13 protein-coding genes are annotated in these 15,163 nt (G+C 67.8%); all 13 read right to left on the reverse strand.

Annotated features, from left to right (window positions below):
- Window position 1: 1 nt before the first annotated feature.
- On the reverse strand, window positions 2-1,240 hold the full coding sequence (locus ACTHK2_RS13640; RefSeq protein ID WP_440246261.1) for a methyltransferase domain-containing protein: 1,239 nt from the start codon (window positions 1,238-1,240) through the stop codon (window positions 2-4).
- Window positions 1,237-1,791, reverse strand: coding sequence for a dTDP-4-dehydrorhamnose 3,5-epimerase (gene rfbC / locus ACTHK2_RS13645; RefSeq protein ID WP_440246262.1), 555 nt, complete (start codon window positions 1,789-1,791; stop codon window positions 1,237-1,239). The genes ACTHK2_RS13640 and rfbC overlap by 4 nt, the downstream gene beginning before the upstream one ends.
- A gap of 2 nt (window positions 1,792-1,793) precedes the next feature.
- Window positions 1,794-2,873 carry a CDP-glucose 4,6-dehydratase gene (gene rfbG / locus ACTHK2_RS13650; protein WP_440246273.1) on the reverse strand — a complete coding sequence of 360 codons (1,080 nt, stop codon included), beginning with the start codon at window positions 2,871-2,873 and terminating at the stop codon, window positions 1,794-1,796.
- A complete protein-coding gene (rfbF, locus tag ACTHK2_RS13655; protein ID WP_440246263.1) occupies window positions 2,864-3,634 on the reverse strand; it encodes a glucose-1-phosphate cytidylyltransferase in 771 nt (256 codons plus the stop codon). Before rfbF ends, rfbG begins: the two co-directional genes overlap by 10 nt.
- Before the next feature lie 85 nt (window positions 3,635-3,719).
- Window positions 3,720-4,625 carry a lysylphosphatidylglycerol synthase domain-containing protein gene (locus ACTHK2_RS13660; RefSeq protein WP_440246264.1) on the reverse strand — a complete coding sequence of 302 codons (906 nt, stop codon included), beginning with the start codon at window positions 4,623-4,625 and terminating at the stop codon, window positions 3,720-3,722.
- A 7-nt stretch (window positions 4,626-4,632) separates the two neighbouring features.
- A complete protein-coding gene (locus ACTHK2_RS13665) occupies window positions 4,633-5,490 on the reverse strand; it encodes a glycosyltransferase family 2 protein (RefSeq protein ID WP_440246265.1) in 858 nt (285 codons plus the stop codon).
- An 84-nt stretch (window positions 5,491-5,574) separates the two neighbouring features.
- Window positions 5,575-7,467 (reverse strand): hypothetical protein, encoded by a 1,893-nt coding sequence (locus ACTHK2_RS13670; protein WP_440246266.1) that lies wholly within the window; start codon window positions 7,465-7,467, stop codon window positions 5,575-5,577.
- A gap of 105 nt (window positions 7,468-7,572) precedes the next feature.
- On the reverse strand, window positions 7,573-8,097 hold the full coding sequence (locus ACTHK2_RS13675) for a pilin (protein WP_440246267.1): 525 nt from the start codon (window positions 8,095-8,097) through the stop codon (window positions 7,573-7,575).
- A gap of 118 nt (window positions 8,098-8,215) precedes the next feature.
- A complete protein-coding gene (locus ACTHK2_RS13680) occupies window positions 8,216-8,740 on the reverse strand; it encodes a pilin (RefSeq protein WP_440246274.1) in 525 nt (174 codons plus the stop codon).
- Between the two features lie 276 nt (window positions 8,741-9,016).
- The gene (locus tag ACTHK2_RS13685; protein WP_440246268.1) at window positions 9,017-12,013 is read right to left on the reverse strand and encodes a spermine synthase; all 2,997 of its coding nucleotides are present in this window, start codon (window positions 12,011-12,013) and stop codon (window positions 9,017-9,019) included.
- 72 nt (window positions 12,014-12,085) lie between these two features.
- Entirely contained in the window at window positions 12,086-12,826 is a 741-nt protein-coding gene (tfpZ, locus tag ACTHK2_RS13690; RefSeq protein WP_440246270.1) for a TfpX/TfpZ family type IV pilin accessory protein, read from the reverse strand.
- A gap of 114 nt (window positions 12,827-12,940) precedes the next feature.
- Entirely contained in the window at window positions 12,941-14,368 is a 1,428-nt protein-coding gene (locus ACTHK2_RS13695; protein WP_440246271.1) for a sigma-54-dependent transcriptional regulator, read from the reverse strand.
- 145 nt (window positions 14,369-14,513) lie between these two features.
- The coding region (locus tag ACTHK2_RS13700) for a sensor histidine kinase (protein ID WP_440246272.1) at window positions 14,514-15,163 on the reverse strand (650 nt) is incomplete at its 5' end.

Below are 15,163 nucleotides of genomic sequence, written 5' to 3' on the forward strand. Positions count from 1 at the left end.
GTCAGAACACGTCGAGGCGGGGCACGGCGACGGCGAATCGTCCGCCCCAATCGCGAATGTAGGCCAGCTGTTCCACGATCTCCGCGCGCAGGTTCCACGGCAGGATCAGGACGACGTCGGGTCTCGCCTCGAGCAACCGCGCTTCGGCGACCACCGGGATGCGCGATCCGGGGAGATAGCGCCCCTGCTTGTGGGGCGACGCATCCACGACGAACGGCAGCAGGTCGCGCCGGACGCCGGCGTAGTTCAGCAAGGTGTTGCCCTTCGCCGCCGCGCCGTAGCCGGCAACCGCGCGGCTCGCCTGCCGCTGCTCGAGCAGGAAGCGCAGCAGGTCGTTCTTCACGCCCTCGGCTTCGTGCTGGAAGCGGCCGTACCAGGCCAAGTCGAGCATGCCGGCGGCGCGCTCCATCGAGAGGACGTCATGCAGGCGCGCCGACTCCGCGCGCGCCTCATCGGCGTGGCTCGCCCACAGCCGCAGGGATCCGCCATGGGTCGCCAGGCGCTCGACGTCGTGGACGCACAAGCCATGTGCCGCGAACACCGCGCGCGCCACGTGCAGCGAAAAGTACGAGAAATGTTCGTGGTAGACGGTGTCGAACTGTCGCTGCAAGACGAGTTCGAGCAGGTGCGGGAACTCCACCGAAGCAACCCCGCCCGGCGCGAGCACCGTTGCAATGCCGGCGACGAAATCGTTGAGGTCCGGCACATGGGCGAGCACGTTGTTCGCGACGACGAGGTCGGCCCGGCCGCGCTCGGCGATGAATCCACGCGCGAAGCGTTCTCCGAAGAACGCCTCGATCGTGTCCACCCCCTTCGCGCGCGCTGCCTCGGCCGTGCCCGCGGTCGGTTCGCTACCGACGCACGGAATGCCTTTCGCCGCGACGTACTGCAGGAGGTAGCCATCGTTCGAGGCGATCTCGACGACGAGGTTCCTGCCGCCGAGATCGAGTTCGCGTGTGGCCTGTTCGACGAACGTGCGCGCATGCTCGAGCCACGAGCGCGAATACGACGAGAAGTAGACGTAGTCCGGCGCGAACAACCGTTCATGCGGCTGGATCTCGTCGATCTGCACGAGCAGGCAGCGCGGACAGGTGTGCAGCCGCAGCGGCAGGTACGATTCGGCAGCCGACAGCTGCGCCGGCGCGAGGAACGCATTCGACGGCGGCGCGGTGCCGAGGTCGAGGAACAGCGTGTCCGGTGCGGACTCGTCGATCGAAGCGGCGCAGAACCGGCACTTCATGCGTCGACTCCGCGGAAGGTGGTGGAATCCAGCAGCGGCGCCTCGCGGTCACGCGGCGAGAGCAGCGTCATCGGGAGTGGCCATTCGATTGCGACTGCCGGATCATCGGGCCGCAGCCGGCCTTCCGCTGCGGCATGCCACGCCCGTGTGTGCAGGTACAAGAGCTCCACCTCGTCGGTGAGCGCCTGGAAGCCGTGCGCGAAGCCTTCGGGTATGAACACCTCGCGTTCCACGGCGGCATCGAGTTCGATGGCGTGCCAGCGCAGTAAGGTCGGCGATCCCGCGCGCAGGTCGACGGCGACGTCGAAGACGCGTCCACGCAGGCAACGGATGAGTTTGGCCTCGGCATGGGGTGCATGCTGGAAATGCATGCCGCGCACGGTGCCGCGGCGCAGTGTGCGGGACAGGTTCACCTGCACGAACCGGATGCCCGGCTTGAGCGCGGACAGTACTTCTTCGCATGCGACGCGCACGAATCGCCCCCGTTCATCCGCGACCGGCGACGTTTCGATCACGGCGAGCCCGGCGAGCGGCGTGTCGACGATGCGCACGGTCAGGCCGCCCAGCCGAGGCCCGCGCCGCGCGCGGCGGCAATGTAGGCCTGGAGATCGCTGCGACTGTCGACCATGCCGCGCTCGTGGAAGTCGCGGTACCAATCGATCGTGCGTCGCACGCTGGTTTCGGCGTCCCAGACCGGCCGCCAGCCGAGACTGCGGCGGGCCTTGCCGCAGTCGAGCACGAGCAGCGGCGCTTCGCGCGGATGCGCGCCGCTGGTTGCCTCGACTTCGATGCCGGGCCAATGCGCCTGCATGCGCGCGACCAGTTCGGCGACGGAGATCGTCGCGTCCTCGGCAGGTCCGAAGTTCCATGCGCCCTCCACGTCGTCGCCGGCGAGCAGCGCCTGGCCGAGTCGCAGGTAGCCGCTGAGCGGTTCGAGCACATGCTGCCAGGGTCGCACCGCGTCCGGATGGCGGATGCGCAGCGGCGCGTGTGCGGCGGCCGCGCGCACGAGGTCCGGGACGAGCCGGTCCCCGGCCCAGTCGCCGCCGCCGATCACGTTGCCCGCGCGCGCGGTCGCGACGCCAACACCGGCCGATGCGAACCAACTGCCGCGGTAGCAATCGGACACGAGCTCGGCGCACGCCTTCGACGCGCTGTACGGATCATGGCCGCCGAGCGGATGATCTTCGGCGTAGCCATCGCGGGGCGGTGGTTCGCGGTAGACCTTGTCGGTGGTCGCGTTGACGACTGCGCGCACCGAATCGCATGCGCGCAGCGCTTCGAACAGGTGCACCAGGCCAAGCACATTGACGTCGAACGTGGCGAGCGGCTGTTCGTATCCGCGGCGGACGAGTGGTTGCGCGGCGAGGTGGAATACCACGCTCGGGCGCGTCCGAGCGACGGCCTCACGCACGGCCGAGGCGTCGCGCAGGTCGACGAGATGTTCATCCAGATCGAGCGAGAGAAGGCGCGCGTGCGAAGGCGTCGTGTCGGGCGGCAGCGCGAGTCCGCAGACATCCGCGCCCATCTCGCGCAACCAGAGGCAGAGCCAGGAACCCTTGAAGCCGGTATGGCCGGTGACCAGTACGCGGGTGCCGGGCCAGACGCCGCCGAATAGCCGTCTCAGTTCCATACCTTCCACGGCGCCACGCCGCGCTGCCATAGATCCTCGAGCCGGATCTTGTCGCGCAGCGTGTCCATCGGTTGCCAGAAGCCGCGATGCACGTAGGCGGAAAGCTGTCGTTCGCGCGCAAGGCGCTCGAGCGGCTCGCGCTCCCAGACGCAGTCGTCGTCTTCGACGAAGTCGAGCACGCCGCGCTCGAGTACGAAGAAGCCACCATTGATCCACGAACCGTCGCCGGAAGGTTTCTCCTCGAAGCGCGTGATGCGTTCTTCCTCGATATCGAGCGCGCCGAAGCGGCCCGGCGGCTGCACCGCGCAGATCGTCGCGAGCGTGCCTTTGGCACGATGGAACGCGATCGAAGCGGCGATGTCGACGTCGGCGAGGCCATCGCCGTAGGTGAAGCAGAACGGACCGTCGTCGAGGTAACCGGCGACGCGCCGCAGGCGTCCGCCGGTCTGGGTGTCGTGTCCGGTGTCCACGAGCGTGATGCGCCAGGGTTCGGCGTGTTTGTGGTGGACGTCCATGCTGTTGCTGCGCAAGTCGATCGTGACATCGGACATGTGCAGGAAATAGTTGGCGAAGTACTCCTTGATCAGGTAGCCCTTGTAGCCGAGGCAGATCACGAAATCCTGGATGCCATGGTGCGAATAGATCTTGAGGATGTGCCACAGCACGGGCATGCCGCCGATCTCGATCATCGGCTTGGGCCGCACCGTCGTCTCCTCGCTGATGCGCGTGCCGAGTCCCCCGGCCAGAATGACTGCCTTCATGCCGACTCCCGGTGTGCGCGCGGCCGGCGTGCGTTCGACGTGTGCCGCGGCCGCACACGATTAGAGCCGTTGCGCTGAGAAGGTGTCAATTCAGGCGTGCGCGCCTTGCGCCACGCCATGCTTGTAGAATCGACCAGGCGGTGAGATCGGCGGCCAGCACGACCACGCGGAACCCTGCCGCCAGTACCGCGGCATCCGCAAGGCCGATGCTGTCAGCGAGGAACAGCGCGGCGACGCCCTCGAAGACTCCGAGCCCCTGTGGCGCGAAGAAGCTGACGAAACCGACCGCCCACGAGACGAGGTACACGCCCGCGATCGCGCCGAGCGGCTCGCCGCCGGCATCCGCGAAGGCGAGCCAGTAGAGCGCGAACGCCGCCGCGGCCATGCACCAGAAGGCGGCGGACGCGCCGGCTGCGCGGAGAAGGGCGCGCGGCGCGAGGTTCGCATGGCGGCGCAATGCGGCATGCCGCGAGAGTACGGTCGCGACGACGAGCAATGCCGCACCGGCGGCCACGGCGACGAGCGCCGCAGTGCGCGCGACGCCGGCGGCAAACAGCAGCACGCCGCCGAGGATGCCGGCGGTCGCCGGAGGCAGGATGTTCTCCGCCAGCACCATCGCCGCGAGTTCGGCGCGGCCGACGCCACGTCGTTGCAGGTCGACCACGCGCGACACCGTGTGCCAGATACCCCCGGGCAGGTAGCGCGCGGGAAGCCGGGAGACGTGGATCGCGAGCAATTCGCGGTAGCGTATGTGCACGCCGAGATTGCCGAGCACGATGCGGCTGGTGACCGGCGCGAACGCATGCGACAACGCCCACAGGGCGATTGCGGCGAGCAGCGTGAGTGGCTCGGCGCCCGCCAGCGTCGCGCCGATCGTGTCCCTTGCATGCCACGCGGCGAGTGCGAGGCATGCCAGCGCAGCGGGCCCGAATATCCAGCGGCCCGCCTCGATGCTCCGCCGCACGATGGCCCTCGCCGCAGGCGCGTCCATGCGCGGATCAGGACCCGTGCATGCGCCGGCCGACGCGGTAGCGCAGCGGCAGCGCGCCGGCGAGTGCGACCAGGGCGGCGTAGCGGTCGGGCCGCGGCAGGTCGGCACGACGCAGCGTGGCGGCGAGCGCGAGCGGCAAGCCGAGCAGCGGGAAGCGGCGCCGCAGCGGCGTGCCGGCGATCCGGTTGGCGGCGGATGCGTAACGCGCAAGCTTCTGTTCGTAGGCGGTTTCGCTGCGGAACTCGCGGCGCGACCATAGCGGCCCCGGCGCATGCACGAAGTCTCCGCGCAGCGCGAGTTCGGCGAGTAGGACCAGGTCCGCGCCGACGCGCTCCTCCATTGGCGCACACGCGCGCAAGCTGGAACTGCGGATGAGGCCGTAGATCGGGTGCATGTTGCCCCAAAACACGTTCATCCAGCGCGCGACGGGCGCCATCCCGCGGGTATCGGTCCAGCCCGAGGTGCGCGCGAGTGCCCCGCCTTCGGCATCGATCCAGCACGATTGCGCGAACGCGATGCTGGCGCCGTCATCGGCTCGCAGACGCGTCGCACAGGCCGACACCAGGTCATGGCTCCACAGGTCGTGTCCGGCGGCCCACATAAAGAATTCGCCGCGGGCCAGCTCGAACGCACGGCGGAAGTTCGCGATCGCGCCGATGTTGTGCGGGGATCGCTCGAGGCGCACGCGAGGATCCTCGCGTGCATGCCGTTCGCAGATCGACGGCGTGTCGTCGTCGGACGCGTTGTCGCAGACGATGATTTCGAGGTCCCGATGGTCCTGCGCGCGCAGCGCGGCGAGGCTCGCGTCGATGAACCGCGCCTCGTTGCGCACCGGCATGCCGATGCTCACCAGTGGAAGCGGCATTCGGTCGGGCAATGGTCGATCCGTCGTTCGGGCGTGGGGAGTGTACGCAGGCGGCCAGAAACCGCGCAATCGCGCGATGCGTGCTCAGCGGCCGCCGAGTAGGCGGCGCAGCTCGTCGAGGGCGGGATCGAGCCGGCCGGCCGTATTCATGCGCTCGAGGGCTTCGATCTGCCGGCGCACCCCATCGAAGTCGCGCAGCACCAGATTCATGTGCGCGAGGGTGATGCGCGCCTCGGCATCGCCCGGATGCGCGGCCACCGCTTCTTCGACGAGACGTTTGCCGAGTCCGCGGTCGCCGACGACGTTCCATGCCCAGTCGCTGTGCACGACCAGCAGCTTGGGGTTGCGCGGCAGGTGCGCTTCCGCCGCGTCGAACGCTTCGTCCATGCGTGCCGCTGGCAATTCGCACCTGCCGTCGCGGGCACAGCGCGTGAGGGCGCCGAGCGCATCGACGTTCTCGGTGCGCGGCGCGCGCGCAGCGAGTTTGGCGACGAGCGAGTCCCACCAGCGATCGTCTGCGGGCGTGCGCATGAGGCTGCGTGTGAGGATCATCGTCTGTTCGGGAAGCGCCGATGCGCCCGGCATCGCCGCCGCATGTTCGAGCACGGCAAAGCCCTCGGCCAGCAGCGGAGACTGCTCCCCGTAGCCGCTGCGGGCGAGCAGTTCACGGCCATAGCCGAACTGCGCACGGGGCGAATGGGGTGCGCGCGCGGCGAGCTCGGCCGCGAGCCGCAGCGGATCGCCCCATGCGTACGCGGTGGCCAGTGTCAGCCCCGACCATCCGAGCAGCAACGCTGCGAGCAGGATCCTTGTCGCAAGTGGCCAAGCGCGCGATGGTGCCGCGAGCGCCGGCACGACCGCGAGCAGCAGCCCGAAGCTGGCGAAATAGTTGCGGTGCTCATAAATGAGCTCGAGCGGAAGCACGCTGCCGGTCAGCAGGTGGCAGCCGAGGTAGAGCGCGATGCCGATGCTCGCCAGAGGCAGCCGGTCGCGTAGATGCCACGCCGCGGCCGCCAACCCGAGGAGCGCGAGCATGGCGGCCGCGGTCGTCCAAGGCGCGAAGAGCCCGGTCGAGACGGTGAAGTCGTCGTGGTAGAACGACAGCTCCCGCGGCAACGGCAGCAGTGTCCAGACGACGTAGCCGGTCACGATGCGCGCCTCGCTGAGCAGTCGCGTGGCGAGCGTGAAGTCGCGCGTCGCCCACGTCGCATCGTCGGCAAGCCACGGCACGAGCACCGCCGCGCCGACCAAGCCGGGCAGCACCAGCACTGCCGCGAACAGTATCACCACGCGCCGGTCGCGCCGCGTTCGGGTGCGAAAGCGGAACAACACGGCTTCGACGATCGCGGCATACAGCGGCAGCAGGATCGCTGTTTCCTTGGCGAGCAGTCCGGCTGCGGTCGCGCCGAGCAGGCTCGCGACGCACCTGCTGAACCCCCCGTCGTCGGCCGATTGCATGCGTAGGCGGCCATGCACGTAACCGAGCAGGCCCACGAGCACGAACAGGTTGGCCAGGCTTTCCATGCGCTGCACGACATAGAGCACGGCGGTGAGGTTGATCGGCAGCAGCAGCCAGGCGGCTGCTATGAGGGCAGCCATACGCTCGGCGTCGGCGTTTGCGCGTCCACGCAGTGCACTTGCTTTGAACAAGGCGAGCGCGAGCAGGAAGACGAGCCAGCCGTTGGCGAGGTGGATCGCGAGATTGGTCAGCTTCCAGCCGAGGGGCTCGAGACCGAACAAGGCTGCATTCGCGGCGAAGCTCAGCGAGGCAAGCGGGCGCTTGAGGTCGCTCGCCGGTGACGACAGGGCAGCGCCGACGAGTTCGGCGACGCCCCATCGCGTCGGTTGCACGTCCGGGTTGCGAACGATGTTCGGGTAATCGTCGAAGAACCAGCCGCCGGTGAGGCCCGGAGCGTAGACGAGGCCGGTCCCGACGAGGGCGACTGCTAGCAGGAACGCGCTGGACGGGCGCTGCATGAAAGACGGCATTGCCCAGACTATGCCGTCGAGGCGCCGTCGGGCAATCCGGAATGTGCGCCGCTGGGTCAACCGACCAGCGACGCATCGATCACCCGATACCGCTCAGCGGCATTCGGTCGGTACGTATTTCGCGTCCAGCGTGCCGCCGTTGAAGAGCATGCCGCGGGCCGCTGCAGTCGCATGCGTCGCGGACGCACAGGACCAGTCGATCGCGCCGCGCGCGTCGGGGTCGAGCGCGATGTAGCCGCCAGCCTGGTGAATCTGCGGCGTCAGGCGCAACGTCATGCCGTCGAGGCTCGTTGGAATGCCGTTGGACGCATTGGCTGCGATGACCGCCGTGATGACACCCGTGTCGTCGACGGTGATGTACTGCACGTATTTGCTGCTCGTGCTCGCGTTCCCTGGCTGGTAGCTCTCGGCGACGCCAGCGAGCGCATTCGGCCCGTTCGCTTGGAACGAGGTCACCACTTCGGCTTTCGCCGCATTCGTTCCCGCCAGCCCCTCGCTGACCTTGGAGCGGATCGTGTAGTCCTGGTACGCCGGCAGGGCGATCGCCGCCAGGATGGCGATGATCGCGATCACGATCATCAGTTCGATCAATGTGAAGCCACGTGTATGCGTCGACATGCCGGCCCCCTGGCTCGCATATGGAACTTGCAAACGAGACTCGCCAAAAAAGAGGCCCCGCGATGCGGGGCCTCGTCTAGCGCATCGCTCCGATCCAGAAAGAATCGGTTCGAGATGCTTAACGGCACTCAGCCGGGGAGTACTTTGCCGGCAGCGTACCAGCCGTACCACCCGTGAAGCCGCGCTTGCCGAACGTGACCGACGTCGCCGACTGGCAGCCCCAGTCGATTGCGCCCTTGCCGTCGTCGCTGAGGGATTCGTACGCTGCGCCGTTCTTGAGGTTCGGCGTCAGGGTCAAGGTGTTGCCGTCAAGGCTCGTGGGGATACCGTTGTCGGCATTGGCGCGGATGTCGATCGTGATCATGCCGTCGGCAGGCGTGACGGCAATGGAGTTGACGTACTTCGACGACGTCGACGCGTTGCCCGGACCATATTCGGCCGCGGCCGCAGCGAGACCGGTCATGCCGCCGCTCTGGAACGCTTCGGACACGGACACCTTGGCGGCGCTGGCGCCGACGAGGCCTTCCGACACCTTCGAGCGGATCGTGTAGTCCTGATACGCCGGCAGCGCGATCGCGGCCAGGATGGCGATGATCGCGATGACGATCATGAGTTCGATAAGCGTGAAGCCCTTCTGGATCATCTTCATGGTGATTCCTCTGGAATGGGTGAAACGGTTTGCCCCTAGAGCCGCCAACCTAACCAGGCGGGCCCGCTTCCGCGATCGCTCTTGCCGGCGATCGACGGCTCGCGTGTTCAGATTAGCAGCTTCCGTGCCAGCGGTAGCGTAGCGGACTCGTGACGTGGTTCGACAAACCGATGTTTCGACCTGCGACGACGTTCTCAGGTTGACACTGGTTGCTGCGGAGATTGTCCGAATATGACAATCCTCGCTTATCACTGTCCGCTCGACATCAGGCTAGGGTCGGCCCATCTGGAGTCGTGCCGCATTCCGGACCCAGGTGCGGTAGTAGAGGTCTGAACCCGTGGACGAGATGGATCGACCATAGTCGGCTTCGATCTGCTCCACTGCGGCGAAGTCCCCGCTCTCATATGCACCGAGCATCGCTGCGCGCAACAGCCAGTCGCGCAATCCCTCCGCGCGAACCGCGCCGTCGCGTGCCAGTAGTTGCAGCGCATTGTGCTGCACAGCCGCGCCATCGCGAGCCGCAAGCGCGGCGATGACGTCCAGCAACGCGCGAATCGCGGGCGCCTGATCATTGCAATGAATCCAGGTCGGATGGGTCCACAACGCCTTGCCTTCTTCCGGCGGCAGGAAGGGCAGCGTACGCGCAGCGATGTCGACGAGCGTCGACATCGGGGTGGCCGGATCGCCGGTGTGCCGACATTGCGCGACCGCTTCGCGCAGCAACGCGACGGGGGCGGAATCCGTTTCGGCGTCCGACGCGGACACGGTCTCCTCGCGCATCAGCGCAGTCGACAGTCGCGCGGCGTGGTGGACGCTGCGCGCATATCGCAGGGACTCCTCATCGGCGATACCTGCCGCCGTCGAGGTCGGCAGGCCCGCCACGATCTCCCGATACGGCAGGTCGGCAACGCTCATTTCCTTGATGGTGGCCGCGCGCTCGGCGGTGTAGCGGGTGCGCGGCGCTTCGAGCGAAAGAATCGGGAAGTAGTCAGAATTCGCGCGACGGGAGAAGGTGATGAACAGGCTGGCGAGCGTGTCGCGCCGACCAAGCGCGTGCGCCTCTATGTCCGGCAGCGTGCCAAGATTCACCCTGGCGAGTTCGTCGCGCAGGACCGGGTTGGTCAGGGCGGCCGGATTCGGATCCGGGACAGTGCCATCCGCGCTCGCGACGATGAGCATGTCGGCGTCGTTCGCAAGGTATACGCGATAGTCGCGGAAGTGGGTCGACAGGGCCTGGACGATCGTGCCGACGAGCTCGTCGTTTATCTCGTACAACTGGACCCATTGCACGAACAGCCCGCCGGGCGCGAGGTGATGCGGAATGAACGTGTAGAACTCCGTGCTGAACAGGCTCGCGACGCCCGAGACCCACGGGTTTGATGGCTCGGCGACGATGATGTCGTAGCGCGCGTGGTTGGCCGCGAAATAGGTTCGAGCATCCTCGATGTGCAGATGCGAGCGTGGATCGGCGTAGGCGCGCTCGACGCGCTTGCCGAACAAACGCGCTCCCTCGATCATCGCGGGCTCGATCTCGATGGTGTCGACGCGTTGCAGCCGCGGGTCCGCGAGCAGCGTATGGGTCGAAAGCCCCGAACCGAAGCCGATCACGGCTGCGTTGGCCGGGTGTGGATGGTGCAGCAGGGGCACTGCCGCCGCGAGGATCATCGTCGACTCGTCGGGCCCGGGCTCGGTGCCCATGCCGAGCCCGGCGTCGACCTTGCCGTTGGTCTTGATCGCTCGTTTGTCGTCGGACGACTGGATGACGGCGACGCTGGCGGTCTTGCCGTCCCGGTAGTAGAGGACTTTCTCGCCACGCGTGTCGTGGATATGCGCCATCCCCGAGCGATAGACACCGCTCGCCATCGCGCCCGGATCGAAGCGGGCGAGCATGAGCGTCGCCGCGAGTGCGATGCCGCTCGTCGCCAATGTCCCCAGGTAGGCGAAGTCGACGCTGTCCGCGCTCGAGCTCCATCTCCTCAGGAGCACGATGCCCAAAACGAGATCGCCTGCCGCGGCGATGATCATGGCGAGCTTCAGGCCGAGCACCGGGACGAGGAAATGCACGGCGGCGAACACGCCGAGAATCGCACCGACCGTGTTCGCGGCATAGATGCGGCCCACCGCCGCTTCGCCGCCCCCCGCACGGATCAGCGACAGCGTGAAGAGTGGCAGGGTCATGCCCGCGAAGAATGCAGCCGGCGCCATGATCAAGATCGACACCGACGCCGTGACCACGTTGTAGAGCACGTAGCCGTTGTCGTTGCGATTGAGCGACTTGAGCAGCCAGGCGACCCAGTCGAACGTGTGATCATAGGCGACGAGGCTCGCGAGAGCAGCGAGTCCCATGAGCACCTGCACGATGCCGCCTACGCGGATCGGCTCCGCGTAGGCATCGATCCGGCGGCGGATCCACAGCCCGCCGAACGCGAGGCCGCCGATGAAGGCGGCCAGCATGAGCTCGAATGCATGTACCGTGCTGCCGAACGCCAGGCTCAGCATGCGTACCCAGCCGATTTCGTAAACAAAGGACGTCGCGCCGGTGACGAATGCGGCGACGAGCAGGAGGCGCGACGTACCGCTGCGCGCGCTGGTATCCCTCACGGCGGGTGCTGTGACGTCCAGGACGCCGGCGCGGCGGCCGATCAGGAAGGCGGCCAATGCGACGACGACGTTGAGCACCGCGCCGAAGCGCATCGCGCCGGGCATGCCGATGGCCGGCAGCAATACGAACGTCGCCAGCAGCGCACCGGCGGCGGCGCCGATGCTGTTGGTGAAGTACAGCCCGCCCAGGATCGCGCCATCATGGCCGCGCAGGCGGCGCATGAGGCCGTTGGTCATCAACGGGAACGTCGTGCCGAGCAGTATCGCCTGCGGCAGGATCAGCAGTGTGCCGCTGGTCCATTTGAATGCCTGTACGGCCCAGGCCGGCAGCGCGGGGAACGCCGTCGCATAGGCGAAGGAGGTGACGCTGGAATACACCGGGTGGAATACCGCCGCGGCAATGCCGATCACGAGTTCGATGGCGGCGTACGCGAACAGCAGGTTGCGCCAGCGCTGGCTGCGGCGGCTGGCCCACCAGGCACCGATCGCCATGCCGCCCATGAAGATCGCCAGGACGAGGCTTTGCGCGTAGGCGGCATGGCCGAGGTACAGGCCGAGGTACTGCGTCCAGATCGACTGGTAGATCAGCCCCGAACACCCGGACAGCGCGAAAACGACCAAGGCCGCCGGACCCAGCCAGCGCGGCTCGCGAACCACATGCGTCATGGAAACCCCCGACTTTTTTCCCAGCATACGCGATGCGCCGCACGCCGTGCGTGCAGCGGATAGCGCTTCGGCCTACCAGGGATCGATCGGCAACGCATCCAGCAGGCGACCGTCGTGGCGGTCCAGCAGCATCGTCATATCCGCGTCGCGACCCACCAGCGGCAGCCAGACGACGTCCTCGCGATGGTGCCCGGTGTCGGCGAGCCATGCGTCGACTGCTGTCGTCGCTCCCGGCTTGGCGTCGAGCGCGCCCAGTGCGTGCGCGCGGGAGAGCAGGCCCTCATGGTGCCCGGCGTACGTCGCGTAGTACTTCGGAAATTTCTCGATGTCCTTGCCGGCCAGGCCGCTCGAGAGCAGGTCGCTGCGGTCCGCCGCCGCCTCGGGCCGCAGCGCGTTGACGAGGCGCGGACCGGTCCAGGACAGGCTGCGGAACTCAGGTTCGCGGCCCTCGGCGAGATCCTTCGGATCGAGCGCGTCGGCGGGCACGAGCACGAAGCGGTCGATTGCACCGACGACGAAGACCGGGCGCGATTCGAGCACGACGTGCATGCCGTAGGCGAATGCGCTCGCCTGCAGCAGCGCGATCACCGCGAGGTCGAAGCGCATGCCCCACTTGCCGTGCCGGTACACGATGAGCGTGAGCAACGGGCCGAGCACGACGTCGACGCCGAGCAGCAGCAGGATGAGCCGGTCGGCGCCCGCGGCGTGGCTGTACGGCGCGGGGAACCAGAGCAGGAAGATCAGCGCGGCCGAAATCGAACCGATCAGTGCGCTGATCGACAGGTGGATGGCGGCGGCTTTCCAGCGGCTCATGCGTGGCCTCGTGCAGCAGAGAGGCCACCAATATACGAATGCGCCGCGTGGGGCGGAAGATCGCGGCAATCGCCCGGCAACGCCGTCGCGAGGCGGATTCGCCGGGGCGATGCCTCACTCGATGCCGAGCTTCTCGAGCCGGTAGCGCAGCTGGCGCAAGGTGAGGCCGAGCTGTTTCGCCGCGGCCGTGCGATTCCAGCGGGTCGCCTCGAGCGCCTTCATGATTGCCGCGCGCTCGGTTTCGGCGACCGCGGCCGCGAGATCGCTCGGGAAGCCCTCGTCTTCGGGGGGCTCCGCGGCGAAGCTCGCGGGCTGGCGCGGTTCGGCGTGCGCGCTGCCGGGCTGCGGTGTCGGCGTGTTCGCCCAGCCTTCCGCGGCCGCGCCCGCGGCGCGCTCGCCGGCGGCGAGGCGCAGGTCGCCGATGCCGATGCTGTTGTTCTCGCACAGCGCGACGGCGCGCTCGAGCACGTTCTCGAGTTCGCGCACGTTGCCCGGGAAGTCGTAGGAAAGCAGCGCCTTCAGCGCTTCGGGTTCGAGCCGCGCGGGCGCGATGCCGTTGTCCTTGCCGAGTCGCTCGAGCACGCGGCCGGCAAGCTTGGGGATGTCCTCGCGCCGGTCGCGCAGCGGCGGCACCTTCAGCTCGATCACGTTGATGCGGTAGAAGAGGTCCTGGCGGAACGAACCGAGTTCGACCAGCCGCGCGAGGTTCTTGTGCGTGGCCGACAGGATGCGCACGTCGACGCCGACTTCGGCGCGCGCGCCGATCGGGCGCACGGCCTTTTCCTGGATCACGCGCAGCAGCTTCACCTGCATGTGCATCGGCAGCTCCGCGACCTCGTCGAGGAACAGCGTGCCGCCCTGCGCGGCGTGGAACAGGCCGTCCTTGTCGGTCTGCGCGCCGGTGAAGCTGCCGCGCTTGTGGCCGAAGAACTCGCTTTCCATGAGTTCGGACGGGATCGCGCCGCAGTTGACCGGCACGAACGGCGCCGACGAGCGCGGACCAAGCTCGTGGATGAGGCGCGCGACGAGTTCCTTGCCGGTACCCGATTCGCCCGCGATGTAGACCGGCGCCTGGCTGCGCGCGACCTTGGCGATCGTCGCGCGCAGGTCGTTCATCGGTGCCGAGTCGCCGATCAGCTTGCTGCCGCTGTTCGACTGCTCGGCGCGTTTTTCCTCGGACAGCTTCAGCGCCGTCTGCACGAGACGGCGCAGCACGCTGATGTCCACCGGCTTGGACACGAAATCGAACGCGCCGGCCTTGAGCGCGTCGACGGCCGCGTCGACATTGCCGTAGGCGGTGATCATCGCGATCGGCGTCTCGGGATACTGTGCCGCGACCAGCGCGATGATCTCCTGGCCCGAACCGTCCGGCAGGCGCATGTCGGTGAAGCACAGCGCGTAGCGGCGCTCGGAGAGGCGCTGGCGCGCCTCGGCCACCGTGGCGGCGGTTTCGACGATGAGATCCATGCGGCCGAGGGTGAGCGTCAGCAGCTCGCGGATATCGCGTTCGTCGTCGATGACCAGTGCGTAGTGCTTGCTCATGCCGTGGGAATCGGTCGCGAAGGGGCGGGAGGCTGCGCAAAGGGTAAATCGCGCGGCAGCACAAGGCAAAGCCCGGCTGGTTGTGCTAAGGCGGCCTTCAGGCCGGTGGTCGGTCCGCTTGTCAGGCCGGGCGCCAAGCCGATCATCAAGCGGATTGCGGTGCGATGCGTGAAGCGAGCAGCGCACCCGCGGGCGTCAAGGTGATGCGGAAACAGGCGCCGCCGCCAGCGACGGGGACGTATTCGAGCGAGGCCTGGCTCGCCTCGCTCATCTGCTTGGCCAAGTACAGGCCGAGGCCCGTGCCGTACTCGTGCGTGGTGTAGAACGGCTCGAAGATCTGCGCGGCGACCTTCGGCGGGATGCCCGGTCCGCGGTCGATGACCTCGAGCAGCGGTGGCCCCTTTTCGACCGCGAGCCGCGCGACCACGCTCACCCGCGCCGGCTGGTTCGGCTGCCGGCCGTAGCGCAGTGCGTTCTGCACGAGGTTCCACACGACCTGCTGCAGATGCTGCGGGTCGACCATCGCCTCGAGCGTGCGGTTGTGGGTCACCGCGCGCAACTGGTCCTGGCCGAGGTCGTTCGACTGCTTGTAGTCCTCCACGAACGCGAGCACCCAGGCATTGAGGTCGATCGTCTCCGGGGGCGAGCGCGCCCGCCGCGAGAGCGGGCGGGTGTTCTCGACGACGTGGTTGGGGCGCGGGCGGGGGGTGTTGTTGATGTCGACGGGGCGCGTGTCCTCGGCCGAGAGCTCGGGCGATTCGGCGAGGAGCTGCGCCGAATAGCGGATCGCGGCGA

The organism is Dokdonella sp. (assembly GCF_051958935.1).
GTDB lineage: Bacteria > Pseudomonadota > Gammaproteobacteria > Xanthomonadales > Rhodanobacteraceae > Dokdonella_A.

Excerpts from the sequence above, each read along its gene's own strand:
- ACTHK2_RS13685 (WP_440246268.1), bottom strand. The coding sequence starts at position 12,013 with ATGACGCATGTGGTTCGCGAGCCGCGCTGGCTGGGTCCGGCGGCCTTG.
- ACTHK2_RS13695 (WP_440246271.1), bottom strand. The coding sequence starts at position 14,368 with ATGAGCAAGCACTACGCACTGGTCATCGACGACGAACGCGATATCCGC.
- ACTHK2_RS13680 (WP_440246274.1), bottom strand. The coding sequence starts at position 8,740 with ATGATCCAGAAGGGCTTCACGCTTATCGAACTCATGATCGTCATCGCG.
- ACTHK2_RS13665 (WP_440246265.1), bottom strand. The coding sequence starts at position 5,490 with ATGCCGCTTCCACTGGTGAGCATCGGCATGCCGGTGCGCAACGAGGCG.
- ACTHK2_RS13640 (WP_440246261.1), bottom strand. The coding sequence starts at position 1,240 with ATGAAGTGCCGGTTCTGCGCCGCTTCGATCGACGAGTCCGCACCGGAC.
- ACTHK2_RS13670 (WP_440246266.1), bottom strand. The coding sequence starts at position 7,467 with ATGCAGCGCCCGTCCAGCGCGTTCCTGCTAGCAGTCGCCCTCGTCGGG.
- rfbG (WP_440246273.1), bottom strand. The coding sequence starts at position 2,873 with ATGGAACTGAGACGGCTATTCGGCGGCGTCTGGCCCGGCACCCGCGTA.
- rfbF (WP_440246263.1), bottom strand. The coding sequence starts at position 3,634 with ATGAAGGCAGTCATTCTGGCCGGGGGACTCGGCACGCGCATCAGCGAG.
- ACTHK2_RS13660 (WP_440246264.1), bottom strand. The coding sequence starts at position 4,625 with ATGGACGCGCCTGCGGCGAGGGCCATCGTGCGGCGGAGCATCGAGGCG.
- ACTHK2_RS13675 (WP_440246267.1), bottom strand. The coding sequence starts at position 8,097 with ATGTCGACGCATACACGTGGCTTCACATTGATCGAACTGATGATCGTG.
- tfpZ (WP_440246270.1), bottom strand. The coding sequence starts at position 12,826 with ATGAGCCGCTGGAAAGCCGCCGCCATCCACCTGTCGATCAGCGCACTG.